Annotated in this window: 11 protein-coding genes and 1 riboswitch; of the genes, 5 read left to right on the plus strand and 6 right to left on the minus strand. The window is 42.1% G+C overall.

The annotated features are described in order from the left end of the window. Window positions 1-8 precede the first annotated feature (8 nt). The 5 genes from MTF66_RS31575 to MTF66_RS31595 form a co-directional block, all read right to left on the minus strand. Window positions 9-641, minus strand: coding sequence for a 2OG-Fe dioxygenase family protein (locus MTF66_RS31575; protein WP_008108423.1), 633 nt, complete (start codon window positions 639-641; stop codon window positions 9-11). Between the two features lie 198 nt (window positions 642-839). Then, a complete protein-coding gene (gene acnB, locus MTF66_RS31580; protein WP_248529652.1) occupies window positions 840-3,437 on the minus strand; it encodes a bifunctional aconitate hydratase 2/2-methylisocitrate dehydratase in 2,598 nt (865 codons plus the stop codon). Between the two features lie 253 nt (window positions 3,438-3,690). Continuing rightward, a complete protein-coding gene (locus tag MTF66_RS31585) occupies window positions 3,691-4,755 on the minus strand; it encodes an OmpA family protein (protein ID WP_248529623.1) in 1,065 nt (354 codons plus the stop codon). Window positions 4,756-5,077: 322 nt separating this feature from the next. Then, window positions 5,078-6,487, minus strand: coding sequence for a YdiU family protein (locus MTF66_RS31590; protein ID WP_248529624.1), 1,410 nt, complete (start codon window positions 6,485-6,487; stop codon window positions 5,078-5,080). Between the two features lie 8 nt (window positions 6,488-6,495). After that, window positions 6,496-7,194: a DNA-3-methyladenine glycosylase I gene (locus tag MTF66_RS31595; RefSeq protein WP_055012467.1), complete on the minus strand. Its 699-nt coding sequence runs from the start codon at window positions 7,192-7,194 to the stop codon at window positions 6,496-6,498. Window positions 7,195-7,381: 187 nt separating this feature from the next. Next, window positions 7,382-7,561: riboswitch (Lysine riboswitch) on the plus strand. 127 nt (window positions 7,562-7,688) lie between these two features. Here MTF66_RS31595 and dapA point away from each other — a divergent pair. The 5 genes from dapA (at window position 7,689) to MTF66_RS31620 (ending at window position 12,876) form a co-directional block, all read left to right on the plus strand. After that, window positions 7,689-8,573 carry a 4-hydroxy-tetrahydrodipicolinate synthase gene (gene dapA / locus MTF66_RS31600; protein WP_248529625.1) on the plus strand — a complete coding sequence of 295 codons (885 nt, stop codon included), beginning with the start codon at window positions 7,689-7,691 and terminating at the stop codon, window positions 8,571-8,573. Between the two features lie 15 nt (window positions 8,574-8,588). Further along, window positions 8,589-9,329 carry a 2,3,4,5-tetrahydropyridine-2,6-dicarboxylate N-succinyltransferase gene (locus tag MTF66_RS31605; RefSeq protein ID WP_109875684.1) on the plus strand — a complete coding sequence of 247 codons (741 nt, stop codon included), beginning with the start codon at window positions 8,589-8,591 and terminating at the stop codon, window positions 9,327-9,329. Beyond that, entirely contained in the window at window positions 9,329-10,534 is a 1,206-nt protein-coding gene (locus MTF66_RS31610) for a PLP-dependent decarboxylase (protein WP_248529626.1), read from the plus strand. Before MTF66_RS31605 ends, MTF66_RS31610 begins: the two co-directional genes overlap by 1 nt. 5 nt (window positions 10,535-10,539) lie before the next feature. Beyond that, the gene (locus tag MTF66_RS31615) at window positions 10,540-11,661 is read left to right on the plus strand and encodes a succinylglutamate desuccinylase/aspartoacylase family protein (protein WP_248529627.1); all 1,122 of its coding nucleotides are present in this window, start codon (window positions 10,540-10,542) and stop codon (window positions 11,659-11,661) included. A 183-nt stretch (window positions 11,662-11,844) separates the two neighbouring features. Continuing rightward, window positions 11,845-12,876, plus strand: coding sequence for a phospholipase A (locus MTF66_RS31620; RefSeq protein ID WP_248529629.1), 1,032 nt, complete (start codon window positions 11,845-11,847; stop codon window positions 12,874-12,876). Window positions 12,877-12,929: 53 nt separating this feature from the next. On the opposite strand, the gene MTF66_RS31625 is transcribed toward MTF66_RS31620, so the two are convergent. Beyond that, window positions 12,930-13,823 carry a bifunctional GNAT family N-acetyltransferase/hotdog fold thioesterase gene (locus MTF66_RS31625; protein ID WP_010392028.1) on the minus strand — a complete coding sequence of 298 codons (894 nt, stop codon included), beginning with the start codon at window positions 13,821-13,823 and terminating at the stop codon, window positions 12,930-12,932. Window positions 13,824-13,896 lie beyond the last annotated feature (73 nt).

A 13,896-nucleotide genomic window follows, 5' to 3' on the forward strand; every position in this document is an offset into this window, starting at 1 on the left:
TATTTCTCTTAAGCAGTTAGTACAAAACAATCCAGGTAACCTGGTTTGTTAGCATCAATTTTGTTCATTGGCGTGGCGTTATGCCATACCTGACGGTCATTAATTAGTGCAAACATGCCGTCTTTTATTTCCATTTTAAAACACGGTTCAGCTTGTTGGTTTTCATAAACCAATAGCTCACCACCTTCTAAATTTTCATGAGAAACACCACATACACATACATGGTCAAACCCATCTTGATGCACACCTTCAGGAGCCGCAGGCGTATCGCTATCAATGGCAAGCATTCTAAATTGGTGAATTTCAATATCACGCTCTGCATCAATACCGGTAATCGCACAAAATTCGCTAACAATACTTTTCATACCCTCAGACTCAAGCAAGCTTTGCTCTAAATTTTCGTAAGTACGTTCAACATTACCTTGAAAGGTATTAATTGAATCGTCTTGCACAAACGCTTTAGTCGCTTGAAGATTGAGCTCACCATTTTGTAGTTTAACTACTGAATAACGGCGTTTGCGAAACGCACCATCTGCATATGGGTTTGCAGGTAAGTTATCAAAAGAAGGCTTAACCAAATCAATGTTGGCTTGGTTAATAAAACGAAGTTGCAGTAAATTCTGGTTGTTTAATGCGGTCATAAAATCCTGCTTATAATAATGATAATATTGGCAGGGATTTTAATGCATATAGCGAGGATTTTTTGCTTTATTATTCAACTAAAAAGTAAATAATACTTAAATTTAATTCAATATAAGATTATTAAAGCATGAATAATCCAAATTAAATTCAAACGACAAAAAACCCGCGAAGCGGGCTTTTCATTCAAACTCTATTAATTATACAGCTTGCTGAATAATTACGTTGTCTGCTTTTTTAGTGTACTGAGGCATACGGTGGAAGTTCAAGTAACGGTAGGTATCTGCTGCCGTTGCATTGATTTTCGCTGCATATTCTTGGTACTCAGCCGGAGTAGGTAATTTACCTAAAATTGCCGCTACTGCTGCCAGCTCTGCTGAAGCTAAGAACACGTTTGCGCCGGTACCTAAACGGTTAGGGAAATTACGTGTTGAGGTAGACACAACCGTTGCTTTATCTGCAACACGTGCTTGGTTACCCATACACAGTGAACACCCAGGCGTTTCAATACGTGCTCCAACACGACCAAAGATACCGTAGTAACCTTCGTCCGTAAGCTGGTCTTTGTCCATCTTAGTTGGCGGTGCAACCCAAAGCTGTGTTGGAATACGACCAGTAAAGCCATCAAGTAATTTACCTGCGGCACGGAAGTGACCAATGTTAGTCATACAAGAACCGATGAATACCTCATCAATTTTCTCGCCTGTCACGTCAGATAGTAAACGCGCATCATCAGGGTCATTTGGCGCACAAAGTACTGGCTCTTTAATATCAGCTAAGTCGATTTCAAGCACATGCTTGTACTCAGCATCTTTATCCGCTTCCATTAGTTCTGGGTTAGCTAGCCATTCTTGCATTGCTGTAATACGACGTTCGATTGTACGTACATCACCGTAGCTTTCAGAAATCATCCACTTAAGCATAACAATGTTAGACTCAAGGTATTCGCTGATCGACTCTTTAGAAAGCTTAACGGTACAACCTGCTGCTGAGCGCTCTGCTGATGCATCTGATAGTTCAAATGCTTGCTCAACAGTTAAGTGCTCAACTCCTTCAATTTCTAGTATACGACCAGAGAACTCGTTGATTTTACCTTTCTTCTCAACCGTTAATAGCCCTTCTTTAATACCGTAGTAAGGGATGGCATGAACGAGGTCACGCAACGTGATACCAGGCTGCATTTCACCTTTAAAACGAACCAAAATCGATTCAGGCATATCAAGTGGCATAACACCTGTTGCTGCTGCAAATGCGACCGCACCTGAACCCGCAGGGAATGAAATACCTAATGGGAAACGCGTATGTGAATCACCACCGGTACCTACGGTGTCTGGTAATAACATACGGTTCAACCATGAGTGAATTACACCATCACCAGGGCGAAGTGAAACACCGCCACGGTTCATGATGAAATCAGGAAGTGTATGATGCGTATTTACGTCAATTGGTTTAGGGTAAGCCGATGTATGACAGAAAGACTGCATGGTTAAATCTGCAGAGAAGCCTAAACAGGCTAAGTCTTTAAGCTCATCACGTGTCATAGGACCCGTGGTATCTTGCGAGCCAACAGTGGTCATTTTTGGTTCACAATATTGGCCTGGGCGAATACCGGCAACATTACATGCTTTACCCACCATTTTTTGCGCAAGCGTAAAGCCTTTATCTGACACTTCAGTAACTGCTGGTACTTTAAATACGTCAGTTGCACCTAAACCTAGTGATGTACGTGCTTTGTCTGTAAGGCCACGACCAATGATCAGTGGAATACGACCACCAGCACGAACCTCATCAAGAATGACCTCTGATTTAAGTGTGAACGTAGAGATCACGTCATCAGTACCGTGACGTTTAACAACCCCTTCATAAGGGTAAATGTCGATTTGGTCACCCATGTTGAATTCATCAACATTTAATTCGATTGGTAATGCACCTGAGTCTTCCATTGTATTGAAAAAGATAGGCGCAATCTTGTTACCTAAACAGACACCACCTACGCGCTTATTTGGGACAAATGGGATATCAGCACCCATAAACCAAAGCACGGAGTTAGTAGCAGATTTACGTGAAGACCCCGTACCAACAACATCACCTACGTAAGCAAGTGGTAAGCCTTTAGTTTTTAATTCTTCGAGCTGGGTAACTGGACCTACTTCACCGTTTTTATCAGGGTTAATGCCATCACGTTCTGTTTTAAGCATCGCTAGTGCGTGAAGTGGAATATCAGGACGTGACCATGCATCTGGAGCGGGTGATAAGTCATCCGTGTTTGTCTCACCAGTGACTTTAAATACAGTAACCGAGATCTTTTCAGCAACAGCTGGCTTATTAGTAAACCATTCTGCGGCAGCCCAAGACTCAATGATTTGTTTGGCGTATGTATTACCTGCTTTTGCTTTTTCTTCTACATCGTAAAACGCATCAAACATTAATAATGTGTTTGCAAGGCCCTTAACTACGATTGGCGCTAACGCTTCGTCATCAAGTAGGTCAACCATTGGCGCGATATTGTAGCCACCAAGCATAGTACCAAGCAATTCAGCTGCTTTTTCTTTAGAAAGAAGTGGAGAAACGGCTTCACCTTTTGCAACTGCCGCTAAAAAACCAGCTTTAATATAGGCTGCATCATCGACACCCGGCGGTACACGATTGATTAGTAGTTCTAGGACGAATTCTTCTTCACCTGCCGGTGGAGTTTTAATTAGCTCAATAAGATCAGCCGTTTGCTGAGCATCTAATGGCGCTGGTACGATACCTAACGCGGCACGTTCTTCTACGTGTTTACGATATTCTTGTAGCACAGTATTGCCCTCTTGGTGACGTGAAAGTATTCGGTAGTGTTTACAAAACACACTATAACCCAATACTTATAGTATTCTAACGCTCGATTATAAAGCTTTTATACATAGATTAAAATCCATCCACTTGGGCAACTAGTTATATCGATTATTAATAATATGAATAGTGAATTTCATAAAATCAACTTTCATGAATACTTATTAACAGCCATAAAAAAACCCAGCATAAGCTGGGTTTTTACTTAATTAGAAACTATTAACGAAGTACTTTTACACGTTTAATAGATTTTACGTGTGCTTCAACACGACGGTTTTCAGCGTGTGCTTGTGCCGTATTCGCTTCATTTTTAAGGCGTTCTTCGCCTAAGCCAGCTGTTGTAATGCGATCTTCTGCAATACCATCAGCAATTAGCTTTTTAGCTACTGCATCAGCACGTTTTTTAGATAACCATTTATTGTAAGACGCTTTACCTACTGCAGACGTATGACCTTCAAGAAGTACAGTTGTATCTGGATACTCTTTTAAGAAAGACGCTACTTCGTCAATATCATTTAAGTACTGCTGTGAAACTGACGAGTCATTGTTAGGGAATGTTACTAACAAGCTTACTGTTACTTCAGTATCTTCATAAAGTGTACAACCATCACTATCAACCGCATCTGTCATCGGTGTGTTAGCACATTTGTCATCTACATCAGGAATGCTATCATTATCAGTATCAGCAAGTGTTACCGGCACTGGAACAATTTCTGGCTCTGGTTGTGGTGCAGGCTCAACTGGTGCTACTGGCGCTGATTTTTGGCCGAAAAAGTAGTTAATACCTAATTTTGCGCCAACATCTGTGTAGCCTTTGTCTAAACCTTGGTAAACACTGGTTTCAGCATTTACAAAGAAGTTGTCTGTAACAAAGTGTCGGTAACCTACACCTGCATTTACAAACGTGTTGTCATCAACAACATCAATGTCTTTCAGACCGAATAAACCGTAAAAAGGGCCGCCGCCAAAGTGGTAAAGCGCATCGATACCGTAACGTTCGCCGTCAATATCGTTGCGGTTGTTAAGTACTTTGTCATGTGCATTAAAATCTAGGTCTGCGTATTCTAAACGTGCGCTCCAGTAATCATTAAAGCGGTAACCTAATTCAGCACCCCAACCTGTTGACTCATTAACGTCAAGGCCAGCCTGCTCACGCATGTTTTTCCACGAAGCATCGTAGTAATCACCGAACGCACCAATGTAAAAACCTTCTTGTTCGGCAGCAAAAGTAGATGCGCTAGTTGCAGCTAACGCTATGGCAATTGTAAGTGATTTTAATTTCATTGTTTTCTTCCCATTTTAACAACTAAAAATGTAGCTAAGCATTGCTAGCTCTTCTAACTTACCTATACAGTAACTGAGCCTTTGTTAATCAATACTTAACGCAAATATATTTTTTCAATATCTTAGGATAATAAAACTAGCCCATAAAAAATGTTACTGAACAAAGACTAGCTCAAAAAGCAAACAATCGCTTTAAACCCCATACGATCACTAGCCTTTATGGATGTTATGGTATCATTCGTTCATAGTTTGCTCTATGAATGAACATCGCAGGGGTAAAAAATGACCTTTTATATTCATTTTAAAATGCAATAAACCATACTTAAGTACCGCAAAAAGTACGATAATTCTTATCATCTTCGGGCGGCGTTTGAAACTCAGTGGCCTGCGCATGACTAGTGTAAGGGCTCGACATCACTTTGCTAAAACGACTGAGTAGCTCACTATCCCCATGCGTAGTGTACTGAGTAATAATATCTTCAATAATATGATTACGGGGAATCACGCTCGGATTAGCTTGTCGCATCACCTGATAACTGTGCTCATTAGTTCGTGTTTGCCATTGCTGTGCCCAAGAGGTAAGTGCTGATGGTATTTCAGCTTGCCCATTTAACGACTCAGTGAGTGCATTAAAAGTATTGGTATAATCAAGCTGGTGTTCTTTTAATAGCCCTAGTAACTCTCCCACCAGCTCATTATCTTTATCATCAGCTATTGTTAGCCCTAACTTTTGTGCCCACATAGCGCTAAATTGCTGATTAAATTGGGTCGAAAAGTCTGCAATGATAGGTGTCAGCATTGCTACGGCTTGCTCATCGTCGTCACTTATTAGTGCCATTAGACTCTCTGCTAAGCGAGCACAGTTCCAACTCGCCATGTTTGGCTGATTACCAAATGCGTAACGCCCTTGCTTATCAATAGAGCTAAACACGGTATCAAAATCAAACTGGTTCATCATGGCACATGGACCGTAATCTATGGTTTCACCACTAATTAAGGTGTTGTCGGTATTCATTACCCCATGAATAAACCCCACCCTCATCCAACTTACGACTAAGTTAACTTGATTGGTTATCACTGCGGCTAGAAAATCCAAGTATCGCTGGGCGCCAGAGCTGTTAATTTCAGGGTAATGTCTTTGAATGGCTAAATCGGCTAAGTTTTTTAGACTGGTCAAATCGCCTTGGGTAGCTAAATATTGAAACGAGCCAACTCGAATATGACTACTCGCTAGTCGCGTTACAATAGCGCCAGGTTGAGGCGGGTTACGATAAACAGTTTCACCACTACCAACCACGGCTAAACAACGCGTAGTAGGAATGCCAAGCGCATGCATTGCTTCGCTCATTACGTACTCACGAATAGCAGGTCCTAATGCACAGCGCCCATCTCCACCACGCGAGAATGGCGTAGCGCCAGCGCCTTTTAATTGCAAATCCCAAAGCTGGTTTTTATCATCACTGATCGCGCCAAGTAAATGCGCTCGGCCGTCTCCTAAGCGTGGAGAAAAATGACCAAACTGATGACCCGAATACCCTAATGCAACTGCAGAAACTGCTTGAGGTTCATTTCCACTGAATATATTTGCTCGAGAATCTGCATCCACTTGTATATTAAATTGCTCAGCTAAGGGCTCATTCCATAACAATAACTGTGGCGCTATCACCTTGGCTGGATGATCGCTAATAGCAAACCCCTCACCAATATCGGTATACCTTGGCACTAATTTCATGTTTAATCCTATTGTTTTTGGCTGATACCTACGCGATTGTCGCCTACACCATAAGCGACAATTAAGCTTAGCTCTTGCATGCTTAAGCCGCTTTGCTGCTGCAGTTCATTAAAGAATGCCTGCGCCGCACTTAGTGACTTTTTAGTTTGTAATCCACCATCTATAATTTTATGTGCACGCAAATAGCTTTCTACATCTCTTGAAAGTAAAAAAGTATCTTTTCCTAAGGCGCGCAGTGCATAAGGGCCGGTATTACCACCAAGCCTTGCACCATGCTTTTTTAAATATGCCCACAAGCCAATAATATCCTCACTTGGCCAGTTAGCAATAAACTGACTAAAGCTGCCGTGTTGCTCTGCAACTTCGTGGATCATATACGCATTATCAGTAATGGTTTTTACTTTTTTATAATTGCGCACAATCCGTTCGTCACTGGCTTTTTGTTCTAACATGTCTGGTGGCATCATCAATAATTTTTCAACACTGAAATCCCAGAAAACCTCTCTAAATCCGGCCCACTTACTGTTGATCACCGACCAATAAAAACCACTTTGAAAAACTTTCCGAGTAAATTCTTCTAGCCAATCATCATCACTTAATGTGACGAGTTGCTTTGTTGATAAAGGTTTTTCGAGTAACAATTTAAGCATTTTTTCAGAGCCCTTTCGCTCCACTGCACGCTTATAAATATCGCTAAATTTTTCCATCTGCTTAATACCTTACTTCGACCATGAAACTAGTTTACGAGAAAAGCAGCCAATACGTAACCGTTGCTATTATCGATGAACTATTCTGTATTTAGTCACTTGACACCTAGACGGCTAAAGTGGTTTAATCGCCACACTTACCCTATTACATTGTATTTGCTAATTGATTTTTCAATAGCAAATGCAAAGGGCTGGAAGAGGTGCGTTATTCAGGTAGCGTATGTTAGGAGCGCAAACTCCATTGAGCATACGTGAGGGGAATTAACGCCGAGAGGTAACACTTTTTTGTGAAAGATTACTTCGGGCGACTAGGTTGAATCCTAGCGACTGTCACCAATAACATATTTGGTGGAGAGCTTCTGGTCTTAGTATAATAAGGCCGTGCGCCCTATTATTTAAGCCCATTCGCTCTTCGAATTATAAATACATTCAAAGAGTCAGGCACCCTATATACCCGCCAATAACTCGACGAATGCCCTATAAGTTCGTGAGAGATGATCAACAACTTCAATATTAACAATTTCCATTTATGGACTGCGCTGATCACCCCATTTGATCAAAATGGCCTAGTTGATTACGCAACCTTAGACACCTTGGTGGCCGAACAAGAAGCCGCTAACAACGGCATTTTATTACTTGGTAGCACTGGCGAAGGGTTAGCCCTGACCCTAAAAGAGCAGCAAGCCATCGTAGAGCATGTTTGCCAATTACAGCCGAGCGTCCCGCTTATGGTCGCAGTCGGTGGTAGTAACTTAAAGCAGCAGCTTGAATGGGTTAACTACTGCAACCAACTGCCTATTCATGGTTTTTTACTTGGCTCGCCTTTGTACGCCAAACCCGGTGCAGTGGGGCAAACCCATTGGTTTGAAAGCCTGCTCAATGCCAGTTCTCATCCTTGTATGCTTTATAACGTACCAGGACGTAGTGCGGTTAGCATTCCCATTGCAACCATTGAAAACCTCAAACAACATAAAAATTTATGGGCACTCAAAGAAGCCAGTGGCTGTATTTCTCAATTTGAAGCCTATCGACAAGCAGCGCCTGAATTAGCCATTTTTAGTGGTGACGATGCCCTCATGCCGTATTTTGCCCAAGCAGGTGCAAAAGGTTTAGTGTCGGTTGCAGCCAATGCATGGCCAGTGCAAACCCATGAGTTTGTAAAGCGCAGTTTAAGCGGCCAACACCCTAATCTTTTTGTCCAGTGGTCTAGCGCTATCAATAGCTTATTTTCAGTAGCAAACCCTATCCCAGTCAAAGTGTTAATGCATTTACAAGGGCGTATTAGCAGTCCGCATTTACGTCCACCTTTAACACACCTTGAGCTGACATACACAGATGACATTTCATCGGCAAACAACACCATTTTATCTTGGCATTAAATACAGGTTTTTATAATGAGCTGGTTAGAACTATTAAATAATTTAGAAACGGGCGCAGTTCGCGCAGCAACACAAGACGAAAACGGCCAATGGCACGCTAACGTAGAAGTAAAGCAAGGCATTTTAGAGGCATTTAAAAACGGCACTAACATGGAGTTTCCTGGTGGCTTTGTAGATAAACATAATCTAGCGCCGCAATGCTTTGAAGCCACAGCAGGCGTTCGCATGGTGCCAGGTGGTTCAAGTGTGCGCCGTGGTGCACATGTTGCCAAAGGCACTATTATTATGCCACCTGCGTATGTAAATATTGGCGCCTTTATTGACGAGGGGACTATGGTAGATAGCCACGCATTGGTTGGCTCATGTGCGCAAGTGGGTAAAAATGTTCATTTGAGCGCCGCGGTACAATTAGGCGGGGTACTTGAGCCCATTGGCGCAAGCCCTGTGGTCATAGAAGACGATGCATTCATTGGTGCAGGCTGTGTGATTGTTGAAGGCGTGGTAGTTAAAAAAGGCGCGGTACTAGCCCCAGGTGTTCGCTTATCTGCAACCATCCCTGTTTATGACTGCGTTAATGAGCGTCAGCTTGATAAAGGCGAAGCAATCCCTGAATACGCGATTGTGATCCCAGGCTCTCGCCCTGCGTCAAACGACTGGGCGCGTGCTCAAGGCTTGAGTATGTCGTGTGCCTTAATTGTTAAATACCGGGACGAGCAAAGTGACGCGTCATTATTGCTTGAAGAGGTTTTACGTTAATGACCTTTTTGAGCACGCCCGTTAAAAGCGCTATTGATGAGCTTTCGAGTAAACTCGATACTCCATTTTTTGTCTACGACCTCGACTCACTAGATGCGCACCTTGCGCACTTAGTGGCGCAAACCGAAGTAAAGCTTTGGTATGCGGTTAAAGCCAATCCCCTATCTAAAGTGATACAAAGTTTAGATAACGCTGGTTTTAACTTTGATGTTGCAAGTAAAGGCGAGCTTGAGCAAGTACTTGCCCAAGGAATTAACAGCGAGCGCGTGCTCAACACGGGCCCTGCTAAAAGCCCAAAACAAATTAAACATTTTATTGCACGTGGCGTACGCACCTTTGTGGCAGAAAGTCTTAATCAGGTGCGTTGGTTAAACGAACAAGCCAATGCCCAGCAGTGCCAGTTGCAAGTATTACTGCGCGTTCAATTACGCTGGCCCGAGGGTGATAAAAACCCACTTGGTGGTGATAGCCTTACTCCATTTGGCTTAGGGTGCGATGAATGGCAATCGCTAAATACTAAAAACTACACAGCATTGAGCTTTGATGGCCTACATATTTTTCAGTGGGGTAACATGCTCAGCAGCGACAAACTTGCAGATCTGTGGTCGCAAATGATTACACCACTTACAGTCCTTGCTAATAACTTAAATATAAACCTGAATATTTTAGATTTAGGTGGCGGTTTAGGTATTCCTTACACCCTTAATGACCCGACTTTAAGCTGGGATGCATTAATAGCAGCCCTTGCAAAGATTAAACGCGATGCGGGTGTTAAAGAGCTGTGGATGGAACTAGGTCGCTATGCTGTAGGCGAATGCGGCCACTACGCCACACCGGTGGTTGAGCGCAAATTAAACTACGGCCAACAGCAGGTAATTATGAGCGGCGGTATTAATCACTTATTGCGCCCTGCGGTTACTAATCAAGACTTTCCTGCGCGTTTATTACGTGATTCAAACGCAGCAAACCAAGCAATGAGCCTATATGGGCCATTATGTACAGCGCTGGATTGCTTAGGGGAGCACCAATTACCGAGCGATTTAAATGAACATGACTGGCTGGTGTTTAGTCAATGCGGTGCTTATGGTTTTACCGAAAGTATGCCGTACTTTTTGTGCCATGAACTGGCCGGTGAATATGTTATACACCATGGCGAAATCAACTGTATTCGCCAAGCAGAAGATGCAAGCCACTACTTGAGGTAATAAAAATGAATAACACCACAGCTATAAGCCAGGAAAATATTGTAGTTGGTGAAGTGGCAAATGGCCTACCACTGACCATTCCTGTCTATCGTTTAAAGGGCGATGGCACAGGCCCAAGTGTGTATATACAAGCTAATATGCATGGCGCCGAAGTACAAGGTAACGCGGTTATTTATCAGCTACTTGAACAGCTAAAAAACCTTAATTTAAAAGGTGATATTACCTTAGTTCCCTACGCTAACCCCATTGGCTGTAATCAAAAATCGGGCGAATTTACGCTTGGCCGATTCGACCCTATTACGGGGACTAATTGGAATCGTATGTATCACTGTAATAATCAGCTTGCATCACAGTTTGCAAAGCAATACTACGACGCTGGCGATACAGCTCTAAAAACAGCGTTTAAAACCGCGTTAATTAATGATGTTGAGCAGCAACTTAATGGCCCAGACTATCGTTTAACAACGGGTAAACGCATAGCGCTAAACTTACAAAGACTAGCGCATCAAGCTGATATTGTTTTAGATTTACACACTGGCCCTATTTCTAGTCAGCACTTATATTGTCCTGAATATGCCACAGAAAGTGCCCGTTACTTTAATATTCCCCATGTGCTAGTGATCCCTAATGACTTTGATGGCGCAATGGATGAAGCGAGCTTTTGTCCATGGTGGCAACTTAGCGAGCAACTTGCTCAGCAAGGCCGAAATTTTAACGTACAAGTTGAAGCCTTTACGGTAGAGCTGGGAAGCCAAGAAAAAATAGATTTAAGCGCGGCGTTTGATGATGCTCAAAGTATTTTAAGTTATTTAAATCATAAGCAAGTATTTGTTGATGCGCCCTACAAGCCAAAAGTGATGACAAGGTATGGCTGCCAACTAAATGATTATATTGCTTACTATGCACCTATGGGTGGCATGGTTGAATACTTAGCCCCCCTTGGTGGGCACATTAAAGCGGGCGAACCTATAGCTAAAATACTGCGAATGGAACGCTACCTAAGCGAACAACCACTGCAAACATTAAGCTTTGATCTTGATGCGATTGCGATATTGCATTTTGCCTCAGCTAGTGTGAACCAAGGCACTGAACTTTATAAGTTTTTTACAAACGTTTTTGAGCTCTAGCTCACCCCTTCTCATTGCGTGAGAGTCTAACTAGCGAGCTATTAGCTAGTTATCCAGTAAAAGCGACTTAGGTCGCTTTTCTTTTTCTTTATTAAAGTTCAGGACAAGTTCACCGTATACGTGTTAAAAATGCGTTATAATCACTACAAATCTGTTACTTCCCTCACTTACAAAGGAATTATAATGAGTTGGCGCCACTGGATACTACTCTCAACATTACTAAGTACTGCTGTTATTGCTGAAGAAACAGCAAAAAACGAGCAAAACAATGAACTTGAGCTGGTTAAACAATGTATATTAAATGAAGTGATAGGTGGAGACGGTAAGCAAACCCTCGATCAATTGCGCGAAAAATGCTCTGCAGTTGAAGAAAGCAAGCAGCTAACAGCTATCGATAAACGCCAAGCCCGTGAAGCGGTTGGCAAAAAAAACCGTAATGTAATTACGCCGCATAAACGTAATTATATTTTACCGGTTTCTTATATGTCGAACCCAAACACTCGCCCGTTTGATGGACTTGCAGAATTAACCGATAAAAAAGATGGCGACCCTCTCGATAACCTAGAAGCTAAATATCAGTTATCAATTAAAGTACCTTTGTATGATGAGTTTGCCGACTCAGACCAAGCTATATTTTTTGGCTTTACTCTGCAGTCATACTGGCAAGTATACAACGACGATATTTCTTCTCCCTTTCGAGAAACTAATTACGAACCAGAAATTTTCTGGATTAATTACTTAGACCCTGAAAACGTTTTATGGGGCGATGAAATGGCAATAGCCATTGGTATTTCGCACCAATCAAATGGCCGTAGTCAACCAAACTCGCGTTCTTGGAACCGTATATATGCCGATTTCATTTGGGAAAATGACGGCTTTGTATTTAGCTTTAAACCTTGGTATCGCATTCCTGAAAATGAAAAGCCTGCGCCGTTAGATGCACGAGGTGACGATAACCCTGATATCTATAAATACATGGGTTACTTTGAATTTGGTGGCGCGTATCGCTTTCACGATCATGAATTTAGTTTTATGACTCGTAATAATTTAAATTCAGATAACCGCGGGGCAATTCAGCTTGATTGGTCATTCCCTCTATGGGGAAGAGTACGCGGCTATGCGCAGTACTTTAATGGCTATGGTGAGAGTTTAATAGACTATAACGTCGATATTGAACGCTTTGGTGTCGGTATATTACTGACTGACTTACTGTAATAACCGCTAATAAAAAAGCCAAGCAACTCGCTTGGCTTTTTCGTTTATTCTTATTACTTTTTAACCACAAACTGCCCTTCAAACTGAGCAACTACTTGATCACCATCAAAAATGGTTACTGGCACTAAATAGCTCGCCTTACCCGCCTCTTGTAACTCTATTAAGTTACCTTTACAGGTTTGAATATCAACACAGCCTTTAGGGTCGGTATTCAGTGGTTTTAAATATTTAATATTAGCATCGGCTAACACTATATTACCCTCAAGTCCGGCTTCTTTTAATGCTAAGTACGTTGCTCCCCAACCCGTTAGTGTAGCTAGGCTGTAAATAGAGCCTGCAAACATGGTGTTGTGTAAGTTTAAGTTAGCATTTAAATCTGCACGAGTAGTAAATTGCCAATCAGTGTAGCTTTCTACTTTTATCCCCATTGCATCACTAATAGGGATTGATTCACGCCATGTATTTTGCAGTACTTGAGTCCAATTAGGGTGACGAAACCAACCTGGCTCACTCGGCTTAAGCTTAACCATTTTATAGTGTTGAACATCACCATAGGCTAAATGCGCTTTTTCTTTATTTTCGTAGCCATGGCGCTGATAAAATTCCAGGGCACGTTCACGAGCAAACAGCACTAATTCATCAGCATCTTGATTCCACGCTATTTTTTCTAGCTCATGTAATAAGCGACTGCCAATATGTTGATTACGGTTACCCTCTGCAACCGCCATATAACGTACTTGAGCTTGTTGCTGATTATTAAAGTGCAAACGCGCCACACCCAGTACTTCACCTGCTTTATTTTTAATAAAGCGGTGTTCAGCTTCTTGCTCTAAATCGTCTTGCTCAGAACCACGAGGTTCGCCCCATGGTGCACGTAAAACTTGCCAGCGTAATTGGTAATAGGCTTGCCAGTCTTCACTACTTTGAGGGGTGCTCACTTGAAACATACAGACTCCATAAATTAAAAATGTAAAAATATTACGCTGTGCATTTTGTGAAAAACACCATACTCGATCTGGG

Source organism: Pseudoalteromonas sp. 2CM39R (genome assembly GCF_023161845.1).

Excerpts from the sequence above, each read along its gene's own strand:
- MTF66_RS31585 (WP_248529623.1), bottom strand. The coding sequence starts at position 4,755 with ATGAAATTAAAATCACTTACAATTGCCATAGCGTTAGCTGCAACTAGC.
- MTF66_RS31625 (WP_010392028.1), bottom strand. The coding sequence starts at position 13,823 with ATGTTTCAAGTGAGCACCCCTCAAAGTAGTGAAGACTGGCAAGCCTAT.
- dapA (WP_248529625.1), top strand. The coding sequence starts at position 7,689 with ATGATCAACAACTTCAATATTAACAATTTCCATTTATGGACTGCGCTG.
- MTF66_RS31620 (WP_248529629.1), top strand. The coding sequence starts at position 11,845 with ATGAGTTGGCGCCACTGGATACTACTCTCAACATTACTAAGTACTGCT.
- MTF66_RS31615 (WP_248529627.1), top strand. The coding sequence starts at position 10,540 with ATGAATAACACCACAGCTATAAGCCAGGAAAATATTGTAGTTGGTGAA.
- MTF66_RS31590 (WP_248529624.1), bottom strand. The coding sequence starts at position 6,487 with ATGAAATTAGTGCCAAGGTATACCGATATTGGTGAGGGGTTTGCTATT.
- MTF66_RS31605 (WP_109875684.1), top strand. The coding sequence starts at position 8,589 with ATGAGCTGGTTAGAACTATTAAATAATTTAGAAACGGGCGCAGTTCGC.
- MTF66_RS31595 (WP_055012467.1), bottom strand. The coding sequence starts at position 7,194 with ATGGAAAAATTTAGCGATATTTATAAGCGTGCAGTGGAGCGAAAGGGC.
- MTF66_RS31575 (WP_008108423.1), bottom strand. The coding sequence starts at position 641 with ATGACCGCATTAAACAACCAGAATTTACTGCAACTTCGTTTTATTAAC.
- MTF66_RS31610 (WP_248529626.1), top strand. The coding sequence starts at position 9,329 with ATGACCTTTTTGAGCACGCCCGTTAAAAGCGCTATTGATGAGCTTTCG.